This window comes from Rothia sp. CCM 9417, from assembly GCF_048513575.1.
Lineage (GTDB): Bacteria > Actinomycetota > Actinomycetes > Actinomycetales > Micrococcaceae > Rothia.
This window is the reverse complement of record NZ_JBLXXT010000008.1, coordinates 1-23,247: the sequence shown is the minus strand read 5'-3', so window position 1 is coordinate 23,247 and position 23,247 is coordinate 1. Positions and strand designations below refer to the sequence as shown.

The window sequence follows — 23,247 nt, the reverse complement described above, 5'->3', positions numbered from 1 at the left end:
TAACCACAGTGACCGAAACCCTCGCCGACCAGTTCCTCGCCAGCGGCCAGAGCCTCAAGAACGCTCCGGGCCCCTACTTTGGTCACTACGGTGGCCGCTACATGGCCGAATCCCTCATCGCCGCTATCGATGAACTCGAAGCAACCTTTAACCGTGCAAAAGAGGACCCCGAATTTTTGGCTGAGTTTCGCCGCCTCTCGGCCGAATACTCCAACCGGCCTTCCCTGCTAACCGAGGTTCCCCGCCTCTCGGCTGAGGCCGGCGGTGTGCGCTTCTTCCTCAAACGTGAAGACCTCAATCACACCGGTAGCCATAAGATCAACAACGTGATTGGTCAGGCACTACTGGCCAAACGTATGGGCAAGACCCGCCTGATTGCTGAGACAGGGGCAGGCCAACACGGTGTAGCCACGGCAACAGCTGCAGCCCTTTTCGGCATGGAATGTGTTGTCTATATGGGGGAGGAAGACACCGAGCGACAGGCCCTGAACGTGGCCCGTATGCAGTTGCTTGGTGCCACTGTTATCGCTGTTCAAACCGGCTCACGCACCCTCAAGGATGCTATCAATGAGGCCCTGCGCGATTGGGTCTCCAACGTGGATACCACCCACTACCTGCTGGGAACAGCCGCCGGCGCCCACCCCTTCCCGGCTATGGTTCGCTACTTCCACGATGCCATTGGTGCTGAGGCACGCCAACAGTTTATTGAGGCAACCGGGGGTCTGCCCACCGGTATTGCTGCCTGCGTGGGCGGTGGCTCAAACGCTATCGGCCTCTTCCACGCTTTCCTGGATGACCCTGAGGTTAAGATCTACGGTTTTGAGGCCGGCGGTGATGGTCTTGATACTGACCGTCACGCCGCGACCATCAACCTGGGCCGCCCCGGCATGCTCCACGGAGCTATGACCTACCTGATGCAGGATGAGGACGGGCAGACCATCGAGTCCCATTCAATTTCTGCCGGTCTGGACTATCCCGGCGTAGGCCCAGAGCATGCCTACCTTTCGGATATTGGCCGCGTGGATTACCAGGCCGTGACCGACAGCGAGGCTATGGACGCTCTGCGCCTGCTCTGCCGCACCGAGGGCATTATCCCCGCTATCGAATCGGCGCACGCCCTGGCCGGGGCCCTGCGCCTAGCCCGTGCCTGGGCCGAGGAAGACCCCGCAACAGCTTCCGAGAAATCTATGCTGGTCTGCCTCTCCGGTCGAGGAGACAAGGACATGGAAACCGCTCTGGCCTGGTTTGGCCTGGGCAAAGCAATCCCTTCCAGCAGCCTGAGTGTGGGTAATAAAGAAGCCGCAGCAGAGCAGAAGCAAGTCAGTCAGACTGAAAGCAAAGGTGCCTAATGAGCTACATCTACCATCCTGACCAGGCCAGTTACTCGGTGAGCAAGGGAGTGTTCCCTGCCCCCAACCCGGACTCAAAGCTAGCGGCTCGCTTGGCGGCCTGCAAGGCCGAGGGCAGAACGGCAGTCATTGGCTACCTGCCGGTAGGGTTCCCCACGGTTGGTGAGTCCATTGAAGCAGCTATTGAGATGGGTCTGAACGGCGCCGACATCATTGAGCTTGGCCTGCCCTACTCCGACCCCGTCATGGATGGCCCAGTGATTCAGCGTGCAACGGCCCAGGCTATTGCCAAGGGCTTCCGAACCGATGATTTGATGCGTGCTGTTCGCGAAATTACCCAGGCAACCGATGCCGTCGTGGTTGTCATGACTTACTGGAACCCCGTGCTACGGCGCGGTATCGACCGGTTCGCTCAGGAATTGGCCGCCGCCGGTGGCGCGGGCCTGATTACCCCCGATCTGGTCCCCGATGAGGCATCTGACTGGTTTGAGGCCTCAGAAAAGTACGGTTTGGACCGTATTTTCTTAGCGGCGCCGTCGTCTTCACCTGAACGTCTGAAAATAATTTCTCAGGCTTCTAGTGGGTTTGTTTACGCTGTTTCGGTCATGGGTGTAACTGGCGCTCGTTCGTCGGTGAGCACAGCGGCAGAGGAACTGGTGGCAGACTTGCGCGAGGCTGGTGCCCCTGCGGCCTGCGTGGGTCTGGGGGTTTCCCGCCGGGAGCACGTCGAAGAAATCGGTGCCTATGCAGATGGTGTGATTGTGGGTACCGCACTGGTCAAAGCTCTCGCCGAGGGGGGCCCTGACGCTGTGGGTGCTTTGACCCGCGAACTGGCTGGCCGTGAGGTGAAGGCCGCGTGAACGATTCAACTTTGCTAGCCTCCATTCCATCACCCAGTATTTCAACTATCGAGCTGGGCCCGCTGACCATCCACTATTATGCGCTCTGTATTCTGGCCGGCATTATGCTCTGCCTGTGGCTGACCTCCCGCCGGTGGCAGGCCTGGGGCGAGGACCCCGAGCGGGTCTGGGATATCGCCTTGTGGGCAATCCCTCTGGGTATCGTGGGTGCCCGTGCCTACCATGTTCTGATTACTGACCCGGGGACCTACTTCGGTCCTGGGGCTGATCCCCTGGATGTTTTTAAAATCTGGGAGGGTGGTATCGGTATTATGGGTGCCATCTCAGTGGGTGGCTTGGGGGCCTGGCTGGCCTGCCGCCGCTACGGTATTTCTTTGGCCAAGTTTGCCGACGCGGCCGCACCCGGCATTATGCTGGCTCAGGCGATGGGCCGCTGGGGCAACTGGTTTAACCAGGAACTTTTTGGTAAGCCGACCACCCTGCCCTGGGGCCTTGAGATTTCGGCTAGCTCTCCTAACTTCCCGTCCCAGTACCCTGTGGGCACCCTCTTTCACCCCACTTTCTTGTACGAGTCACTGTGGAACATTCTTGGCGCAACGCTCTTGCTTTACCTGGGTAAGAAGGGCTTCTTCCAGCGGGGGCAGACCTTTTGGGCTTATGTCGTCTGGTACGGATTCGGACGTCTGATGATTGAGGCTTTCTTGCGCATTGATACCGCTGAGATGCTCTGGGGCATGCGTATTCATGTGTGGACGTCCGGCGCGATTATGCTCCTGGGTATTGTGATGTTCGCAGTCATGGGTCTCAGAGCCCCTAGAGACGGTGAGCGTGCCGGTGCTTATCAGCAGGTTTCCTCCGTCGCGTCAGCTACCCTCAGGGGTGGCAAGGATCAGCCCAGTTCTTCCTGCTTCGGTGCGCAGGATCCTGCCCCGTCCTCCGCTCCTTTGGGCGACTAGCGCTAGTCTTAGACTTGGAGCCTGCCATGACTGCCGCAAGACCCTGTTCTTTCTCTTGAGCCTCTCTTGATTATCCTGGGGCGAAGAGAGAAGGGGTGGGGTCTTTCTCTTCCCTTGGAGAAATTGCTATGCCTACTTATCACGCACTAGGGTGTATGTAAAAACGGTTAAAATGTGGAGGCTACCATGCGGCATTTTTCTTTCCCTCACTTCACAACCTTTCCCGCTTATGTGCTGTCTTCTGCGCTGTGGGCGCTGGCAATTTTTGGGTTACTGGCCTCACTGGGGACATTTTTTTCTTGGCGATTTTTTGAACCCGGTCTGACTGTTTTCTTAGCCACTTTTGGCCTTATCGTGCTGGCATTCTTACCCACCTACTTCAAGTTTAAAGAAGCGAAGAACCAATCAGGCGGAGTTGTGCGCCCTGGAATGTGGCAAGCCTGGTTGCCCACCAGCCCCCTTGAAGCTGTGCTAGCCCTGGTCATATATGGCTTTGCTGCAAACGGTATCTATTTCGCTCTTGCCTCAATAGCCGGTGGAAACTTTACCCGGCTTACGGTGATGCTCGGTTTGGTAACAGCGCTTCCTATGGCTGGAGTCGGCTTCAACCGGCACCTATCGCGGGGGCACTCAGAACCCAAAGTAGTGGAGTAGATCAGGTGACGGGGCCAGCAGGTTTAGCTGTCCATATTCGGTCTCAGGAGGGTATCGCTATTGTCTGTGATTAGCTTTAGCACCCCTGGCTAATCAATGAGTCTTTTGAGGTTGGGGTAGCGGATTAGGTATGGTCCAGGGCCAATCTACCCAGCAATGCGGATGCGCGGTGGGTCCGCATGCTCACCAATGACGAGTTGGTAGACCTGCTAGGCGTGGCTGTCGAGGCGTAGAGGTAATAGCCGGCTAGAGAGATAAGGGTAGCCCTGAGGAAGTCTTCACTGGGCTTATTATGAGCAGGCATGAGTTCAAGGAGCTGGGACAATGACAGCTCTGGATCGGCGATGAGCGCATCCACAGCAATCAGTGCAAGGTCTACCTGGTTGTTGCCCATTGTTGCCCACGGCCAATCCACTAAGATTGCTCTGCCCTGGGGGCCAATGAGGATGTTATCAGCGCGTAGGTCCGTGTGGACGTAGCTATCTCCCGCTAGTCTGCTCATCAATTCCTGATCAACCAAGGTCGCATACTCCGCCGCATGGCTGTTGGCCCAGCTCAGAAGCCCCACGAGCTTGTGGTATGCAGAGGTCTGGGAGGCATGGATAAGCTTCTCCACCCTGATACCTTCAGCCAGTTTGTGCCACAGAGCAAGCTCATCTAGATCCTCTTCAGCCCTGGGCAGTTCAAGGTGCTTAGCAAGGGGAATCTGCCCGATATCGGTCAGAGACTGAAAGGTGCTAGCCAGTTCATCCAGTTTCCAGGGGTGGGCTGGCTGGTGCCCCTCGATATCTTCAAGCAGTAGAGCCACCCAGTGACTGCCGTCAGTGGCGGAGATTTCTTGGTGCGCTAAAAGCAGTGGAACCGGTGCATAGGCAGGAAAACTACTAGTAACTCGCGCTTCTTGACGGTGCAGATCTGCTGTATCGGGGTGGGTGGATTCATCAACAGCTTTGAGAAAGGCACGCTTGCCGGAAGAGAAGATGAGTCGGTCAGCGGTGCCCAGGCTGTAACCTCCGCTCTGCGATATAGCTCTTGTGACGGTGTCTCCCACCGTTTGTTCAACCCAGGTGCGGAGCTCCGCTGGAAGGCCCTGCCAACTGGCCCGCTGGCTGCCAATAGATAGGGTGCTAGCTGTATCAGCCGTCATTTTTGTTTCCTTTTTCTGCGCTAGTTCAGGCCCTGTTAGCAGACCGCACCTTAAGCAAGTCTGTCGATCAGACGCAATCAGGCATTGTGTACTCAATTTTACATACCGTAAGAGTGTTCACAATGTGAGAGAAAAGGTTTCAAGTATGTATCTTTTCGCTCAAATTCTTGGGGCTAAGACAACCCATAATTACGAAATATATTCATTTCCTAATAGGCTATAAGCCTTGGTTTGCCTGCCTCTATAGTGGAGTTTTGAGCCAATTTCCAAGGCGATAGAGGGTAAACCGATCGACTCATTAGCCGGCGCCTTGTTGTATCTTTACACGCAAGAGCGTATATATTTACACAGATGTAACTCTGTCTCAGAAGACTAGTGAAGAATCCCTCGGCACCCCCTACCAGGGCAGAAGGGAAGGGTGCGAGAACAGTCCCATCCGGCACCCCGGTGACGAACTGTCCACCTGCGCTCCACCGAATCAGCGAGGAGACCACCGACCAGTCAGGCTGCCACTGTCCTAGCAGAACCGAAGAGACTCTCGTGAGACTCAGGCGGGAATGTCTATCCAGCGGCGGCACCCGAACAACGTAAGTAGGAATGGCCCCCATGAGTCACACCCCGATCGGCGGTGCAGCACACGCTGCAGAGAACCTTACCCAGGAGTTACCCCTGGATCACGCGCCCTCACCCTTTACCACTTTTGCCTCTATTCCAGAGGCTCGGGGGCTCTATCACCCCGAGAACGAAAAAGACGCCTGCGGCCTGGCAATGATTGCAACTCTGCGCGGTGAACCTGGACATGACATTGTCGACTACGCGCTGACCGCCCTGCGCCGTCTTGAACACCGAGGCGCTGTGGGAGCCGATGAGGGTACCGGTGACGGTGCAGGTATCCTGCTCCAGATCCCCGACACTTTCCTCCGCCAGGCAGTGGACTTTGAACTTCCTGCACTCGGCAAGTACGCCGTAGGTACAGCTTTCCTGCCCACCGGTGGTAACAAGGCCACCGAGCTCATGGAGGGACTCACCCAGATTGCAGAACGTGAGGGCTTGCGTGTATTGGGCTGGCGCGAGGTGCCAGTACGGGCAGAGATTGTAGGCAAGGCCGCCCGTGAGGTCATGCCCCACTTCGTGCAGATGTTCATTGCCGAAGCTAGCGGTGAAGATCTGGATGCCGTCAATGCCCCCTTCACCGGGCATATCCCCATTATCGACCTGGATGAAGACGCCGAACGTCGCCAGCTTGACCAGAAAGCCTTCCGCGTCCGTAAGCGTGCCCAGCACAAGCTGGGTGTCTACTTCCCGTCATTTTCATCGCGCACCATTGTCTATAAGGGCATGCTGACTACTGCTCAGCTTGAGCCTTTCTACCCGGATCTTTCTGACCCGCGTTTTGCCACCAAGCTGGCTATTGTTCACTCGCGTTTTTCGACCAACACCTTCCCCTCGTGGCCGCTTGCTCAGCCTTTCCGCACTATTGCCCATAACGGTGAGATTAACACGGTCAAGGGTAACCGCAACTGGATGCGTGCGCGCCAGTCACAGCTCAAGTCCCCGGTCCTGGGCCGCAACCCCGAAGAACTCTTCCCCATTTGTTCTACTGGCGCATCTGATTCCCAGAGCTTTGATGAGGTCGCAGAGCTATTGATGCTGGCTGGCCGTTCAGCCGCCCAGGTACTCATGATGATGGTGCCCGAAGCCTGGGAAAACCACGAGACCATGGATGAGGACCGCCGTGCTTTCTACCGCTACCATTCATCGCTCATGGAACCCTGGGACGGCCCAGCGGCTATCGCCTTCACTGACGGCGATAACGTGGGTTCGGTACTTGACCGCAACGGTCTGCGACCGGGCCGCTACTGGGTGACCGATGAGGGCCTGGTTATTTTGGCTTCTGAGGTCGGCGTAGTTGATATACCCGAAGAGAAGATTATCGAAAAGGGGCGAGTCTCGCCGGGCAAGATGTTCTACGTGGACACCAAGGCTGGCCGACTGGTTCCCGACGAAGAGGTTAAGGCAACTATTGCTGCGGAACAGCCCTGGAAGCAGTGGGCTGATGAGAATATCGTTAACCTCTCGGATTTGCCCGAGCGTGAGCATATTCGTGCCTCCCGCAAATCTATCCTTAAGCGTCAGCAGACTTTTGGTTACACCGAAGAGGAACTGCGAAAGATCCTTGCCCCCATGGCTAAGACCGGGGCAGAACCCATCTACGCAATGGGTACCGACACCCCTATCGCGGTACTTTCTAGCCGTCATCGCCTGCTCTTTGACTACTTTGTCCAGTCCTTTGCCCAGGTAACTAACCCGCCCTTGGACTCAATCCGCGAAGAGCTGGTAACCAGTCTTAAGACCTCAATTGGTGCAGACGGTAACCTGCTCCGTAAGGGAAGGGTCAAGGTTCAGCATGTGGGCCTGGACTTCCCTGTTATTAACAACGATGAGCTCGATAAAATCGCCCATATTGAGGACGAAGACGGTATGCCCGCCGCCCTCAAAGTGGCTGGACTGTACCCTGCCCACGGTGGGGAAGAGGCCCTGCGAGCCCGCCTGGCTGAGATCTGCGAGAAGGTTTCAGCGGCTGTTGAGCGCGGCGTTCAGTTCCTGATTCTTTCGGACCGTAACTCCAACGGGGCCTGGGCACCCATTCCTTCCCTGCTGCTCACCAGTGCGGTTCACCACCACCTGCTCCGTAGCGCTACCCGTACCAAGGTCGCCCTGATCGTAGAAGCCGGTGATGTGCGCGAAGTCCACCACGTAGCCACCCTGATCGGCTACGGCGCATCGGCTGTCAACCCCTACCTGGCCATGGAATCGGTTGAAGAGCTAGTAGCCCAGGGAGAGATTACCGGGGTTACCGAATCTGAAGCTGTCTACAACCTGATTAAGGCACTGGGTAAGGGGCTACAGAAGATTATGTCCAAGATGGGCATCTCAACGGTTGCCTCCTACTGTGGCGCGCAGACCTTTGAAGCTCTGGGCCTATCCCAGACCCTGGTTGACCAGTTCTTTACCGGTACCCATTCACAGATGGACGGTGTAGGCCTGGATGTGATTGAATCCGAAACCCGTAAGCGCCACAGCGATGCCTACCCCGATGACGGCGTATCGGTGCCCCACCGTGCACTCGAAACCGGCGGCGAATACGACTGGCGCCGTGACGGCCCGCCCCACCTCTTCAACCCGGAAACCATTTTCCGTCTACAGCACTCCACCAAGACCCGCCGCTACGATATCTTCAAGTCCTACACCCAGCGGGTTGATGACCAGGCTAAAGACCTGATGACTCTTCGCGGCCTCTTGAGCTTCACCCAAGACCGTCAACCGGTACCGATTGAAGAAGTTGAGCCTGTCTCAGAGATCGTCAAGCGCTTCTCCACCGGTGCAATGTCCTACGGATCAATCTCCCGTGAAGCCCACGAGACACTGGCTATTGCCATGAATAAGCTGGGCGCTAAGTCCAACACCGGTGAAGGCGGCGAGGACGTTGAGCGTCTGCTTGACCCCGAGCGTCGCTCAGCTATCAAGCAGGTCGCATCGGGCCGGTTCGGCGTGACCTCTCTCTACCTGACCAAGGCTGATGACATCCAGATCAAGATGGCTCAGGGCGCTAAGCCCGGCGAAGGAGGCCAGCTTATGGCCGCTAAGGTCTACCCCTGGGTGGCCGCGACCCGCCACTCCACCCCGGGTGTCACCCTGATTTCACCCCCGCCGCACCACGATATCTACTCCATTGAGGATCTAGCCCAGCTCATCTACGACTGCAAGCGCGCCAATCCGAGCGCTCGCGTCCACGTCAAGCTGGTATCAGAGATCGGTATCGGTACCGTGGCCGCAGGCGTGACTAAGGCTAAGGCCGACGTTGTGCTGATTTCAGGCCATGACGGCGGGACCGGTGCGGCTCCGCTCAACTCTCTCAAGCACGCAGGTGCCCCCTGGGAACTGGGTCTGGCCGAAACGCAGCAAACCCTCATGATCAACGGCCTACGTGACCGCGTGGTCGTTCAGGCAGATGGCCAGCTCAAGACCGGCCGCGATGTCATCATTGCCGCCTTGCTGGGCGCAGAGGAATACGGTTTTGCTACCGCGCCCCTGGTCGTTGAGGGCTGCATCATGATGCGCAAGTGCCACCTGGACACCTGCCCGGTGGGTATCGCAACCCAGAACCCCGACCTGCGCGCCCGCTTTACTGGCAAGGCCGAGCACCTTATCAACTTCTTCGAGTTCATTGCTCAGGAGGTTCGTGAGTACCTGGCAGCCCTGGGCTTCCGTTCATTGGACGAAGCTATTGGCCACGCCGAGGTCCTTGACACTTCAGGTGCCATCGCCCATTGGAAGGCCGAAGGTCTTGACCTGAGCAAGCTACTGGCCTCAACAGCCGTCGAATACCGGGGGCAGGGAATCCGCCACCTGCGCGACCAGGACCACGAACTCGATGCCCATATCGATAACCGCTTTATCGAAGCCTCTGCCGCAACGTTCGAGAGCCGTCAGAAGGTCACCATTGACTCAGCCGTGGTCAACACGGACCGATCCGTAGGAACCATGCTAGGGCACAAGGTCACCAAGACTTTCGGTATCGACCTGCTCGAACCCGACTCCATCACCCTCAATCTCAAGGGCCAGGCCGGACAGTCTCTGGGCGCATTCCTTCCCCAAGGCGTGACCATCCGACTGACCGGTGACTCTAATGACTACGTCGGTAAGGGCCTCTCCGGGGGCCGTATCGTGCTCAGTCCGGACCCCGCCGCACCCCTTGTTGCTGAAGAAAATGTCCTAGCGGGTAACGTCATTGGCTATGGCGCTACCAGCGGCCAAATGTTTATCCGCGGTATCGTGGGCGAACGCTTTCTGGTTCGTAACTCCGGTGCAACAGCGGTGGTTGAAGGTATCGGTGACCACGGATGTGAATACATGACCGGTGGAACCACCCTGATACTGGGCTCAACCGGCCGTAACTTCGGTGCGGGTATGAGCGGTGGCGTTGCCTACGTCCTAGACCTGGATATGACCCGGGTCAATAAGCAGGCACGGGAATCAGGTGAACTCACCTTCCTTGAGCCCTCAGCCCAGGACCGCGACCTCATTACCGACTTGCTGACCCGCCACCGCCAAGAAACAAATTCAAGGTTGGCGGCCACCCTGCTGGCCGATATTGAGGGCACCTGCGCCCGCATTACCAAGGTATTGCCCCGCGACTTCGCCGCAGTACAGGACATCCGTGCCGAGGCTAGCGCTCGCGGCCAAGACGCCGAATCCATGAAGGTTTGGAACAAGATTTTGGAGGTGACCGCTTGTGGCTGATCCCCGCGGTTTTCTAAAGGTAACCAGTCGTCAGGACCGCCCTAAGCGCCCGGTGCCAGTGCGTATTTTGGACTGGAATGAAGTCCAGGTTCAGCAGAACTCGGCTGTGCTCAAAACCCAGGCCTCCCGATGCATGGATTGTGGTGTTCCTTTCTGCCACCTTGGGTGCCCCCTAGGCAACCTGATTCCTGAGTGGAATGACCTGACCTGGCGCGAGCAGACCGAGAAGGCTGTTGAACGCCTTCACGCGACCAATAACTTCCCGGAGTTTACCGGCCGTGTTTGCCCAGCTCCCTGTGAGACCTCGTGCGTGCTGGGTATCAACCAGCCCGCCGTGACTATCAAGCAGATTGAATACTCTATCGCAGAGCAGGCATTTGAGGGCGGCTACATTGAGCCGATTATGCCCGACCGCATGATTGATAAGACTGTTGCTGTGGTGGGTTCTGGCCCTGCCGGTCTTGCCGCTGCCCAGCAGCTTACCCAGGCTGGTTTTACGGTTGCTGTCTTTGAGCGTGACGACAAAATTGGTGGCCTCTTGCGCTACGGCATCCCGGACTTTAAGCTGGAAAAGCAGATTCTTGACCGCCGTATCGCGGTTATGGAGGCCGAGGGCACCCGTTTCCGCACCGGCGTTGAAATTGGTCAGGACATCTCCTGGGACGACCTCAAACGCCGCTACGATGCTGTTATCGTGGCAACCGGAGCAACAGCCCCCCGTGCTCTGCCTATTCCCGGTGCGGATCTTGAGGGCGTTCATTTTGCCATGCCCTACCTGACCCAGGCAAACCGGGTGGTAGCTGGTGACCTAGAAGCACCCAGTATCGACGCCGCTGGTAAGAATGTTATTGTTCTGGGCGGTGGCGACACCGGTAGCGACTGTATCGGTACCGCTGTACGCCAAGGCGCTGCCTCTATCACTAACCTGGCGATTGGTCTCCAGCCACCTACAGACCGCCCCGAAGATGAACCCTGGCCCATGTTCCCCAAGGTCTTTGAAGTCTCCTCGTCACACGAAGAAGGTGGTGAACGCAACTACCTTGTCTCGACCCTTGAATTTGTGGGGGAGAACGGTAAGCTCACAGGCTTGAAGGTTGCCGATACCCAGTACCAGCCCGACGGCCGTCGCCTGCCCAAGGCCGGGACCGAGCGTATCATTCCAGCCGACCTGGTCTTCTTAGCTCTGGGCTTCACAGGCCAGGAGAGCGACACCATTACTGCCCAGGTGGGTGCTGAACTTGATTCGCGTACCAATGTTGCCCGCGATGAGAATTACATGACCGATGTTCCCGGTGTATTCTCCTGCGGTGATGCCGGCCGAGGCCAGTCACTGGTGGTCTGGGCTATCGCGGAGGGGCGTGCCTGCGCTGCGGCAGTGGAGAAGTTCCTGACCGGATCTACCCAGCTCCCGGCTCCGGTTGCACCCAGCGATCGCGCAATTAACCTTTCTGTCTAACAGGCACAGAGTTTTCACGTAAAAAGGCCCTGGCCCCTAGAAAGTAGGGGCCGGGCCTTTCATCTTTATAAAAGAACTAGGACAGCGCGGTTTTGAGTGCTGTTACAAGCGGTTCTATTTGCTCTGGGCTGGAGTAGTCTACCGTTTTAGCGGTGAAGCTATCGAGCATTTGCTGGTTAGCCAGCGATTTGCGGGGGATAGCGGCAATGGCAGAGCGGATCCCAGCAAGTGCGGCTTTGTGTTTGAGCGATAACCTGGTGTGGTCCAAGCCCCCGCGAACGTGGCAGGTGCTGATAGCGTGGCTGACCAGGGTTTCTTTAATATTCTTGGACAGCATGGCATCGAGCTTTTCTTGGCTCCCGCCCTCTAATCCGCTAAAGGAAACGGTAAAGAGGGCTAGGGGCCGCTGAGCGAGTAAGCCAGCGTGCTTCTTGAGAGCACTTGCACCGGTGAGAAATCCGCCGTAGTCACTCAGACCCGCAACAACTGCATCAGACTTTTCAATGGCAGCTTCAGTAAGGTCTTCGACGGGCAGGAGCTCACAGCGGTAGCCGCCTCCGAGCTGTTCGCTAATCCAGTGAGCGTATCGTTCGGTGTGCCCGTACTGACTGGCGTAGGTAATAAGGACAGTTGTCATGGTGCGGGTTTCCCCTTCAGTTCCTGTGGTGCTTGGTTTTAGCCCTTGCTATCGTTCAAGTAGGTCTTGACCTGCTCTACCAGGGGATCGATCCACTCACGGTTGGTGTAGTCTCCACCGCCGTTATCAAAGGATTCAATCATCTGGCGGTTAAATTCGTTTTGGTGAGGCTTGAGTCTTAGGGCGGTACGTACACCGGCTAGGACAGTCTTGTGGGTCGTAGACATGTTCTTAAGGTCTAGACCGCCGCGGAAATGGTAGGCGGGGTGGCCTTCAGCTACGTCGGCCTTGTAACTCTTCATGATTTTGTCATCAAGGTAGGAGCGGGGGTAGACCTCGGTGCCGTTGAAAGAGACGGTGAAGAAGAGACGGCGGGGTACCTTGAGCATTGCTTCACGGCGTTTGCGGAGTGTGGGGGCGCCTGTGAGAAAGCCTCCCAGGTAGCTAGCGCCAACAATCAGGATATCTGCCTGTTCAATGAGTTCATCGGTTGCTTCGGCAATGGGGGAGAGTAGCACGGTTGGTGCAGATTCTAGGGCTTCCAAATCTTCAGCAATCCAGCGGCAGTACCGTTGGGTATGGCCGTAGGTTGAACCGAAAAGGATAAGAACAGTAGGGCTGGGCATAGGGACCTCTCACTTATGGGTGCCGTATCGCGAGTATGAAACAGTGTTCAGGGTACGCCCTCATTTTAGCCCGCACAAGGGCAATGTAACCCTTAGCCCTAAAATATTGGAATACTGACTGAATATGTGTGTTTTTGTGGGAATTGGGTGGGGGAAGGGCTAAAAAGTGGTGGAGGACTCCATAAAAACCTCACAAAACAAAGTATACTAGGTGGTAGACACGTTGGTTTCAGACTATCGCTCTGTGAATGCCTTGGTAGTTAGTGAGCGGGTAACCGCGCACTTGCAGAAGCCACGTCATCAGGTTCTCAGACCCCTACAAACCTAAGGTTGATTGATGAGACGCGCAAAGATTGTTTGCACCATCGGCCCTGCAATTTCAGCTCCCGAGAAGATTGCCGCGGCTATCGAAGCGGGCATGAACGTCGCCCGACTAAACATGAGCCACGGTGACCACCAAGTTCACACTGACTCATACGCAACTATCCGCGAGCAGGCCGAAAAGCTTGGTCAAAACGTGGCAATTCTTGCCGACCTTCAGGGCCCCAAGATTCGTTTGGAAACTTTCAAAAACGGTTCAGAACTTCTTGAGCCCGGCGATACTTTCAAGATTACTACCCTAGATGTTGAAGGTAGCAAGGAGATCTGCGGTACTACCTTCAAGGGCCTACCCGGAGATGTTAAGCCCGGCGATACCCTCTTGATTGATGATGGCAAAATCCGTCTTGAAGCCATCGAGGTTAACGAAACCACTGTAACAACCCGGGTGGTTGTCGGGGGCCCGGTATCTAACAACAAGGGTATTAACCTTCCAGGTGTTGCTGTTTCTATCCCCGCTCTGACCGAGAAAGACGAACGCGACCTGCGTTTCGCCCTCAAACTCGGCGTAGACATTATCGCTCTTTCCTTCGTGCGCTCTGGTGATGACATCAAGCGCGTACACGAAATCATGGAAGAAGAAGGCCGAAAGATCGCGGTTATCGCTAAGGTTGAGAAGCCCCAGGCTGTCGAAAACCTGCAGGATATCGTTGATAAGTTTGACGGTATCATGGTTGCCCGTGGTGACCTCGGCGTTGAGTTCCCCCTCGAAGAAGTGCCCCTGGTGCAGAAACGCGCGATTGAGTTAGCTCGTCGCTGGGCAAAGCCCGTTATTGTGGCTACCCAGGTTCTTGAAACTATGATTCAGAACCCCACTCCCACCCGTGCAGAAGCCTCTGACTGCGCCAACGCTATCCTCGATGGTGCCGACGCTGTGATGCTTTCCGGTGAGACTTCTGTGGGTAAGTACCCTATCATCACCATTCAGACCATGGCCCGTATCATCAAAGCAACCGAAGAGCGTGGTCTCTTCCGTGTTCCTGAGCTTGGTACTTCACCTAAGACTCGCGGTGGCGCTATCACCCGCGCAGCTGTCAACATTGCTGACCAGCTCGACGTCAAATACATGGCAACCTTCACCCAGTCCGGTGACACTGCTCGCCGTCTGGCCCGCCTGCGTCCTGCTAAGCCCGTTCTGGCGCTTACCCCTGAGCCCTCAGTTCGTGCTTTCCTCTCACTTCTGTGGGGTGTTGAAGCGGCAGTGGCACCGACTGCTCGTGACACCGATGAAATGACTGCTGTTGTGGACCGCTTCATGCTGGCTAACGGCCTTGCAGAGCCCAACGACCTGATTGTTATGGCCGCCGGTTCGCCTCCCGGGGTTGCCGGTTCAACCAACAGCGTTAAGGTCCACCGCGTGGGCGATCTGGACGATGCCGGGGCGATTCTTCCCGAGGCTCGTGAAACGGTTGGCCCTTTCCACGACTAATAAGCCTTGAAATAACCTAAAGAAGCTCCGCCTGCCCTTCTAGGGTGGGCGGAGCTTGCTAATAACCGTCCTGGCGCTCAGCGCCTGGTGATGGCGACCGGTAGATGTTCAAGCATCAGCCTGTGGTGCACGTATTGTTAGCTCAGAAGGGGGCGTGCCAGGTGGCGCGCCGCAACCGGGTATAGGCCTATCTCGGTGACTCAGGATTAAGCGCATTAGTCTTGAATTAAACCACCGCAGGAACCACAAGAATAAAACTAGGTGATTTTGTCTCGCCCCGATCCACCTCTTGGCTTATATGTGGAGGGGCGGATTTTCTCTGGGCGGGTATCAGCCAATCTCCAGACGATAAAGACCTCCCCTGGTCAAGAAGCTTTTCTGCATATTGGTATATAACTTCATGGGAGAGCCAGCGACCTGCCCGTGTGGCCCTAAAAAGCCCCCGACCGGGCTGTATACCAGGGGGCGGGGGCATTTTCGAATGCTTGCCACGGTGTTAAGTATGGGGTGCTGTGTCAACAAAAAACCCTCTCCTGTCAACAGGAGAGGGTTTATAACGCTTTGACTAGGCGTTTTATGGTGCCCAAGGTGGGACTCGAACCCACACTCCGAAGAACCGCATTTTGAGTGCGGCGCGTCTGCCAATTCCGCCACTTGGGCAAGCGGTTAAAGCTCTTCTACCTTACATGTTTCGGCACAAATATGCCAATCCTTGAGTCAAGAGGTGGGCAGCCTCGTGCGGTGAGCTGAATTCGGTGTCTTGCTCTCTGGAATCTGTGCGATTCAGAAGGCTATGGGAGGGGTATTATAGGTAAGAAAGGGTCGGCCCGCTTTACCTCGTTTTACGGGGTAAACGGGCGGTTTGCATGTGAATATCAAGGCACCGTAAACCCCCACACAAGCAGAAACCATAAAAGGAGCGGGAGATGTCGGAGCAGACTATCCAAGAGCCTGAGACCTACGAAGAAAGGCCGCAACGAACAGTTGTTGTTGCTGAAGATGAAGCCTTAATACGCCTCGATATCGTTGAGATTCTTAAAGACCAGGGCTATCAGGTAATAGCCGAGACCGATAACGGTAAAAAAGCGGTTGAACTTGCTGAGGAACACCGACCAGACCTCGTCCTGATGGACGTCAAGATGCCCATTATGGACGGTATCGCCGCAGCAGAACTCATTAATGAGAAGCAACTAGCACCCGTTGTTTTGCTGACTGCCTTTAGCCAGAAAGAGTTAGTGGACAGGGCGACAGAGGCCGGCGCGATGGCCTATGTGGTCAAACCTTTTACCCCCAACGATCTAGTACCCGCTATTGAGGTGGCTATCAGTCGCTACGAGCAGATTCGTGCGCTCCAAAGCGAAGTTGCAAATATCAAGGATCAGTTCGAGACTCGTAAGCTAGTCGATCGCGCAAAGTCGCTCCTGATGACCCGCATGGGTCTGAGCGAGCCTGAGGCCTTCCGTTGGATTCAGAAGACTTCTATGGACCGCCGCCTTTCTATGCGTGATGTCGCGCAGACTATCGTTAAGCAGGTCCAGTAGGGTTAGCTCCTAAGCGATACGAAGCCCGCCTAAACAGCTCGTGCAGTCTAGGCGGGCTTATTTATGGGGCAGGCAGTTTGAAAGCCTCAGTAGCTGTATGAGTTGATAGCTTTTCTCAAGAGCCATCATTCTTGACGCCGATTCCCCACAGAGTCAGTGCAGCAAAGAGGGTAACCCCGGCCCACCACAGACCCCCCTGACTAAGGGCGGTAGCAGTGATAAACAGCGTAAGAATCAAAAAGATATTGCCAAGCATTTTTCGGTGCCGGGGGTTCATCGGTAGCCTTTCGAGTGGGATCGATAAAATCGTTTGATTATCTACTTTACCCGGTCAAGAGAAAGGTCCGGCCCCCTGCACTTGCAGGGGGCCGGACCTCATCGTATTGGAGCTACTTCTTAGTGAGAAGCGGCAATAGGCCTATGGGATGCTTCTGCAGTGGGCAGGTCGTCTTTATCGGCACCGAAAACTTTAGCTACACGCTCAGTCAATGATGCAATTGCAGCATCACCGGTCACGTTCGTAGCAGTACCGAAGGAGTCCTGCGCCAGGTAAAGGGCAATCATGAGGGCAATCATGGACTCATCGAAACCCAGCATGGACTGGAGCAGGCCGATTGCGGTCATAACCGCACCACCGGGAACACCGGGAGCGGCAACCATCATGAGACCCAGCACCAGAACCACGGGAATCATAGCGGTGAAGCTCAGTGACCCGCTGGTCATATAAACAACAGCTACAGCGCACGATGTAATGGTAATCATTGAACCGGAGAGGTGGATGGTTGCGCAGAGGGGGATTGCAAAATCAACAATTTTGCCCTTGATACCAACATCCTTAGCTGAGGCGACAGTCACGGGGATGGTTGCTGCCGATGACTGTGTACCGATAGCGGTGAAGTAGGCGGGCAACATGCCGCGCAGCATCTTGACGGGGTTACGCTGAGTAAGGGCACCTGCCAGGGTGTACTGGATAGCCAGCATAATCCAGTGCAGGGCAATAACCATGACAAAGACCTTGCCGAAGACAGCTAGAATCTGACCTACCTGGCCGGCCATGGTCATGTTGGCAAAGACACCCACGATGTGTACGGGCAAGAGCGGGATAATCACGTAGGACAGCAGTCGCTCGATGATGACCTGGAAGTCCTGGAAGAGGTTGAGCATGTTCTTGGTCTTGAGCGCTGTAATACCCAGGCCAAGAATGAAAGCCAGAATCAGGGCGCTCATAACGGACATAATCGGGTCAAGAGTAAAGGTGAGGTAGCCCGCAGAAAGCGCTTCTTCGGGGTTCTCAAAAGCAGTGAGCTGCTGCCCCTTTAAAATGATGGGGTAGAGAAAATGCGCAACGGTGACTGCCAAAAAGCCGGCAGTAACAGATGAAGTGTAAGCCAGGCCGACGGTTGTGCCCAGGAGCTTACCCGCGCCCTTGGCTAGCGAGCCGATACCCGGCACGATGAAGCCAATGATAATGAGCGGAATTGCAAAGCTCAGGAAGGCGCTAAATACGGTGGAGAATGAGACAAAGAGCTGTACCACGAAATCAGTGGGAATTGAGCTACCGAGTGCCCCGTTGATGCCGGCGATAGCGCCGGGCGTAAAGGCGCCGATGAGGATACCGCCGATGATGGCGACGATAATCCACACGAGCAGCGGAATCTTCTTCATAAGGGTTTCCTTGTGGTTGTGTGGTCTTTTATGTGCTTGTGTTACCCCATGAGTGTACAGGACAAGGTCCCTGAATTTCTGGTGCTGAACTAGGAGGCAGGCACATCAATTATTTTGTTAGTGATGCGGGCTGTTGCGATCAGTTTGCCGGTCTCATCGGTGATTTCAATAGAGTGAACGCATATACTCCGCCCCAGATGCACAGCGCGGCAGGTTCCGGTCACTAGCCCTGCTCGCGCAGGCCGTACATGCGTGATGTTCAGGTCAAGGCCCACCGCCGCCCGCCTGCTTCCGGCCACCAAAAGATTCGCGGCACAAGAACCTAAAGTTTCAGCAAGAACCGCTGATGCGCCGCCGTGCAGTATACCTGCTGGCTGTGTGTTACCAGCCACGGGCATGGTAGCAACTGTGAGCTGGGGGTCGGCCTCAAGAATCTCAATGCCCAGTTTCTGTGCCAGGGAACCTGCCCTGATGCTTGCAGCTGCTGGCTTGTCCTTGGGGGGCGCTTGGGTACTGTCCATTGCTTGTTTCCTCCACTGTAATCTGAGGGCTCTTTGAACACCCTTTATCTATAGTAGGTGAGAATAGCTGCCAAGAACGGAAGCTGTCTGGGCACCGGCTAGGGTGGGCTGTAGGATGGGGAGGGTGACTACTACACCTGAAACTTCAGCAGATAACCCCCAGAAACTGATGCTGATTGATGGCCATTCACTGGCTTTTCGATCTTTCTATGGGACTCCCGTCGATGTCTTTGTTAACGCTCAAGGCCAGCACACCAACGCGGTACACGGCTTCCTCTCTACTCTCATGAGCCTCATTAAGACTGAACGGCCCAGCCATATCATTGTTGCTTTTGACCTCTCCGGTGGCACATTCCGTACCGAGGAATACGGCGAGTACAAGGGCGGGCGTAACGAAACTCCCGAAGAGTTCTACGGGCAGATCGAGCTGATCCAAAAAGCCCTCACCGCGCTGAATATCCCATCGGTGACCCTGCCCCGCTATGAGGCTGACGACATCGTGGCAACCTATGCCCGCCAGGGCCGCGAAGCAGGGTTCCAGGTGCAGATTGTTTCGGGAGACCGCGACGCTTTCCAGCTTGTCACCGATACTGTAACCGTGCTCTACCCGGTCACGACCGGCCCCACTAAGGGGATTCGCTACATGACCCCGGCTGCTGTAGAAGAGAAATATAAGGTTGCACCCCACCTTTACCCCGACCTGGCCGCCCTCACCGGGGAACAGGCCGATAACTTACCCGGTGTACCCGGGGTTGGCCCCGGCTTCGCCGCCAAATGGATTAACGAATACGGTGACCTTGCCGGTGTGCTCGATAATGCAGATAAGATCAAAGGTAAGAAGGGCCAAGCCCTCCGTGACCATGTTGAGGACGTTCTGCGCAACCGCCGCCTCAACCGTCTTGTTGATGATCTCGATCTGCCTGTTACCCTGGCCGATGCGGACCACTACGGCCCTAACCAGGAAGAACTGGATGAGCTCTTTGACTACCTGGAGTTCAACTCAATCCGTAAGCGCATGGCTGAGCTCTTTGAATCAATGCTACCGGCTGAACCGGCTATTGAAATCTCTCTCAAAGCTCTTGACACTGTCAGCACGGCACAGGGTCTAACGGACTTCCTGGCCCAGGCTCCCCAGAATATAGCAGCGGTGGAGCGGGGGAGCCAGGTGCCCGAGCGTCTTGCCCAGGCGGTTACCCTCTACCCCGTCATCGATCGTGAAGCCCCCGAAACCAGCCCAGCCCACGGGCAGGGCTTACACGGCCTGCTTCTGCTTGCAGGGCATACCGCCATCTATCTTGATGTTCCGCTTGCCGATGCCGGCTTGCAGGCCAAGCTGGGGGACTGGCTGGCAGATTCCAATGCACCCAAGATTGTCTTTGACGCAAAACAGGCCTACAAGACCCTAGACGCCGCAGGACTCCCCCTTGCGGGTGTAGTTGAGGACCCGCTCCTTTCCTCATACGTCTGTGGTTTTATTCCCACGGCCCGGCGGCGAGGCTTCCAAGACATGCTCGAAGATTTGAGCCGGGACTACCTCAACCAAACTTTCCCCGCTGAGCCGGAAGGGGCCGACCAGGGCGAGCTGTTCTCCCTGGAACCCGCTGTAGATTTGGACTACCAGGGCAACGTCGCGCGCTACATTCAAGAACTGGCCTACGCCCTGCACCGGGACCTGGTCGCCAAAAACCAGCTGGGGCTTTACCAAGAGATTGAGCTACCAGCAGCAAGCGTCCTAGCGCGTATGGAAATCGCCGGTGTAGCGCTGGATGCCGGAAACGTCACCGAGCTCAAGAACTACTACGGTGAGCACGTTACCCGAGCTACCGAAGCCGCCTACCAGGTGCTGGGTCACGAGGTCAATCTGAGCTCACCCAAGCAGCTCCAAGGCGTCCTCTTCGATGAGCTGTCGCTACCTACCACCCGCAAACTTAAGAGCGGCTACTCAACCGATGCTGACTCCCTCCAAGGAATCCTCAACCAGGTGGACCCCGAAAGTCAGGGTGCCCAGTTTCTGGCTGAACTCCAGACCTACCGTGACTACACCAAGCTCAAGCAGACCGTTGAGGGGCTTGAGAAGGCAAGAGCGGTTGACGGACGTATTCACACCAGTTACCAGCAGAACGTGGCTGCCACCGGGCGGCTGTCCTCCACTGACCCCAACCTGCAGAACATTCCGATTCGCACGGAGGAAGGGCGAAAAATTCGAGACGCCTTCGTCGTTGCACCCCAAGCGGTTGACGGTGTGGACTACGTCAGCCTGCTGACAGCAGACTACTCACAGATCGAAATGCGAATCATGGTGCACCTGTCTAACGATGGGGACCTCATCCAGGCCTACCAAGACGGGGAAGACCTCCACCGATTCGTAGGTGCCGAGGTCTTCGGCGTGGCCCCAGAGGACGTCACGCCCGAGATGCGCTCAAAGGTCAAAGCTATGAGCTACGGCCTAGCCTACGGTCTCTCACCCTTCGGGTTATCCAAGCAGCTGGGAATCTCCGTCGATGAAGCCACCAGCCTGCGAAGCACCTACTTCCAACGCTTCGGTAGAGTGGGGAAGTTCCTCCGCTCAATTGTTAAAGAAGCCCACAAGACCGGCTACACCGAAACCATGTTTGGCCGCCGCCGCATCCTGCCGGATCTGCAAAGCTCTAACAGGCAGAGAAGGGAAGCCGCTGAACGTGCCGCCCTCAACTCACCTATCCAGGGAACAGCAGCCGACATCATCAAAATCGCCATGATTAACGTTGATGCACGGCTCAAACATGAGGGGCTTTCAACCCGCATGCTCCTCCAGGTACACGATGAACTTATCCTCGAAGTCGCTTCCGGTGAAGAGGAAGCTGCTGAACGTATCCTCACCGAAGAAATGAGCGGTGCTGCATCCCTACAAGTTCCGCTCGATGTTCAGGTCGGCTGGGGCCGCTCCTGGCACGAAGCTGGACACTAACAAAACCCAAAAGCTACCCCCGGAATCAGGCAGAGTCCGGGGGTAGCTAACTTTAAGACCAACATCACGTGTCAAAGCCCTCAACACATGGCCAAATCGCGGGTCAAACCGTTGACCCACAGATAGCTACCCCCTAGACTTGAACCTGTGCGCTTACTACGTCTATGCGTAGAAAACGCACAGTTAATTTGTCCATATCAACGCTCAGCGCAGCGAACCACATATTTTCCTACCCTCGGAACTACCCCGGTAGCACCAAGAAGCTAAGAAAATATCTGCACTGACCTAGAAAAACTATCCATATTGGAGCCCTACTCTCTATGAGCACCAACATTCCTCAGGTTGCAATCAACGACATCGGTACCGAAGAGGACTTCCTCGCAGCTGTCGACGCAACCATCAAGTACTTCAACGATGGCGATCTCGTGTCCGGCGAAGTTGTCAAGGTTGACCACGACGAGGTTCTGCTCGACATCGGTTACAAGACCGAAGGCGTCATCCCCTCACGCGAACTTTCCATCAAGCACGACGTAGATCCCGACGAAGTTGTTTCCGTTGGTGACACTGTTGAAGCTCTTGTCCTCACCAAAGAAGACAAGGAAGGCCGCCTGATTCTCTCCAAGAAGCGCGCACAGTACGAGCGCGCCTGGGGCGACATCGAAAAGGTCAAGGAAGAAGACGGCGTCGTTACCGGTACCGTCATCGAGGTCGTCAAGGGTGGTCTCATCCTCGACATCGGCCTGCGTGGCTTCCTGCCCGCTTCACTCGTCGAAATGCGCCGCGTCCGCGACCTGGCACCCTACATCGGCCAGGAAATCGAAGCCAAGATCATCGAGCTCGACAAGAACCGCAACAACGTCGTTCTATCACGCCGTGCATGGCTCGAGCAGACCCAGTCAGAGGTCCGCTCAACCTTCCTCAACCAGCTCGAAAAGGGCCAGGTTCGTACCGGCGTTGTATCCTCCATCGTTAACTTCGGTGCATTCGTTGACCTCGGCGGCGTTGACGGCCTCGTCCACGTATCCGAGCTCTCCTGGAAGCACATCGACCACCCCTCAGAGGTTGTCGAAGTTGGCGACGAAGTTACCGTTGAGGTGCTCGAAGTTGACCTGGACCGCGAACGCGTCTCCCTGTCACTGAAGGCTACCCAGGAAGATCCCTGGCAGGCATTCGCCCGCACCCACGCACTGGGTCAGGTTGTTCCCGGTAAGGTCACCAAGCTCGTACCCTTCGGCGCATTTGTTCGCGTTGAAGACGGTATCGAAGGCCTCGTCCACATCTCCGAACTCGCAGTTCGCCACGTGGACCTGGCAGAGCAGGTTGTCTCCGTTGGCGACGAACTGTTCGTCAAGGTCATCGACATCGACCTCGAACGCCGCCGCATCTCCCTGTCACTGAAGCAGGCCAATGAAGGTGTTGACCCCGAGTCAACCGAATTCGACCCCGCTCTCTACGGCATGGCAGCAGAATACGACGACGAGGGCAACTACAAGTACCCCGAGGGCTTCGACCCCGAGACCAACGAATGGCTCGAAGGCTTCGAAACCCAGCGCTCAGCTTGGGAACAGCAGTACGCCGAAGCCCAGACCCGCTGGGAAGCACACAAGGCACAGGTCGCCAAGGCACTCGAAGCCGACGCAGAAGCCGCAACTGCAGCTCCCGCATCAGCACCCGCCGAAGCAGCACCCACCTCATACTCATCCGACAAGCCCGCCGAAACCGGCACCCTGGCATCAGATGAGGCACTTGCGGAACTCCGCAAGAAGCTGACCGGCAA

General features: G+C 56.3%; 15 protein-coding genes and 1 tRNA gene. 10 read left to right on the top strand and 6 right to left on the bottom strand.

Translation table 11 applies throughout. From position 1 onward, the window contains the following. Positions 1-8 precede the first annotated feature (8 nt). The 4 genes from trpB (at position 9) to ACN082_RS08605 (ending at position 3,819) form a co-directional block, all read left to right on the top strand. Positions 9-1,349 (top strand): tryptophan synthase subunit beta, encoded by a 1,341-nt coding sequence (gene trpB / locus ACN082_RS08620; RefSeq protein ID WP_419100455.1) that lies wholly within the window; start codon positions 9-11, stop codon positions 1,347-1,349. Further along, positions 1,349-2,209, top strand: coding sequence for a tryptophan synthase subunit alpha (gene trpA, locus ACN082_RS08615; RefSeq protein ID WP_419100454.1), 861 nt, complete (start codon positions 1,349-1,351; stop codon positions 2,207-2,209). Before trpB ends, trpA begins: the two co-directional genes overlap by 1 nt. Next, complete coding sequence (gene lgt / locus ACN082_RS08610) at positions 2,206-3,165, top strand: prolipoprotein diacylglyceryl transferase (RefSeq protein ID WP_419100453.1); 960 nt, start codon at positions 2,206-2,208, stop codon at positions 3,163-3,165. Before trpA ends, lgt begins: the two co-directional genes overlap by 4 nt. Positions 3,166-3,351: 186 nt before the next feature. Beyond that, positions 3,352-3,819, top strand: coding sequence for a hypothetical protein (locus ACN082_RS08605; protein WP_419100452.1), 468 nt, complete (start codon positions 3,352-3,354; stop codon positions 3,817-3,819). A gap of 124 nt (positions 3,820-3,943) precedes the next feature. Here the strand turns inward: ACN082_RS08605 and ACN082_RS08600 are convergent, their stop codons facing one another. Next, on the bottom strand, positions 3,944-4,966 hold the full coding sequence (locus tag ACN082_RS08600; RefSeq protein WP_419100451.1) for a phosphotransferase: 1,023 nt from the start codon (positions 4,964-4,966) through the stop codon (positions 3,944-3,946). A gap of 606 nt (positions 4,967-5,572) precedes the next feature. Between ACN082_RS08600 and gltB the strand changes: the two genes are divergently transcribed. Together gltB and ACN082_RS08590 are read left to right on the top strand one after the other, a co-directional pair. Continuing rightward, a complete protein-coding gene (gene gltB / locus ACN082_RS08595; protein ID WP_419100450.1) occupies positions 5,573-10,270 on the top strand; it encodes a glutamate synthase large subunit in 4,698 nt (1,565 codons plus the stop codon). Beyond that, complete coding sequence (locus ACN082_RS08590; protein WP_419100449.1) at positions 10,263-11,726, top strand: glutamate synthase subunit beta; 1,464 nt, start codon at positions 10,263-10,265, stop codon at positions 11,724-11,726. Before gltB ends, ACN082_RS08590 begins: the two co-directional genes overlap by 8 nt. A gap of 76 nt (positions 11,727-11,802) precedes the next feature. Here the strand turns inward: ACN082_RS08590 and ACN082_RS08585 are convergent, their stop codons facing one another. Both ACN082_RS08585 and ACN082_RS08580 read right to left on the bottom strand, forming a co-directional pair. Beyond that, positions 11,803-12,363 carry a flavodoxin domain-containing protein gene (locus ACN082_RS08585; RefSeq protein WP_419100448.1) on the bottom strand — a complete coding sequence of 187 codons (561 nt, stop codon included), beginning with the start codon at positions 12,361-12,363 and terminating at the stop codon, positions 11,803-11,805. Between the two features lie 38 nt (positions 12,364-12,401). Further along, positions 12,402-12,989, bottom strand: coding sequence for a flavodoxin domain-containing protein (locus ACN082_RS08580; RefSeq protein ID WP_419100447.1), 588 nt, complete (start codon positions 12,987-12,989; stop codon positions 12,402-12,404). Between the two features lie 337 nt (positions 12,990-13,326). Here ACN082_RS08580 and pyk point away from each other — a divergent pair, with 337 nt between their 5' ends. Next, entirely contained in the window at positions 13,327-14,796 is a 1,470-nt protein-coding gene (gene pyk, locus ACN082_RS08575) for a pyruvate kinase (protein WP_419100446.1), read from the top strand. 577 nt (positions 14,797-15,373) lie between these two features. Here the strand turns inward: pyk and ACN082_RS08570 are convergent. After that, positions 15,374-15,456, bottom strand: a tRNA-Leu gene (locus ACN082_RS08570). A 266-nt stretch (positions 15,457-15,722) separates the two neighbouring features. Between ACN082_RS08570 and ACN082_RS08565 the strand changes: the two genes are divergently transcribed. Continuing rightward, on the top strand, positions 15,723-16,337 hold the full coding sequence (locus ACN082_RS08565; RefSeq protein ID WP_419100445.1) for an ANTAR domain-containing response regulator: 615 nt from the start codon (positions 15,723-15,725) through the stop codon (positions 16,335-16,337). Positions 16,338-16,733: 396 nt separating this feature from the next. On the opposite strand, the gene ACN082_RS08560 is transcribed toward ACN082_RS08565, so the two are convergent. Beyond that, positions 16,734-18,002: a dicarboxylate/amino acid:cation symporter gene (locus tag ACN082_RS08560; RefSeq protein WP_419100444.1), complete on the bottom strand. Its 1,269-nt coding sequence runs from the start codon at positions 18,000-18,002 to the stop codon at positions 16,734-16,736. A gap of 89 nt (positions 18,003-18,091) precedes the next feature. Then, positions 18,092-18,523 carry a PaaI family thioesterase gene (locus ACN082_RS08555; protein WP_419100443.1) on the bottom strand — a complete coding sequence of 144 codons (432 nt, stop codon included), beginning with the start codon at positions 18,521-18,523 and terminating at the stop codon, positions 18,092-18,094. A gap of 115 nt (positions 18,524-18,638) precedes the next feature. Here ACN082_RS08555 and polA point away from each other — a divergent pair, with 115 nt between their 5' ends. Next, positions 18,639-21,470 (top strand): DNA polymerase I, encoded by a 2,832-nt coding sequence (polA, locus tag ACN082_RS08550; protein ID WP_419100442.1) that lies wholly within the window; start codon positions 18,639-18,641, stop codon positions 21,468-21,470. A 320-nt stretch (positions 21,471-21,790) separates the two neighbouring features. Beyond that, on the top strand, positions 21,791-23,247 hold a 1,457-nt coding region (rpsA, locus tag ACN082_RS08545), incomplete at its 3' end, for a 30S ribosomal protein S1 (protein ID WP_419100441.1).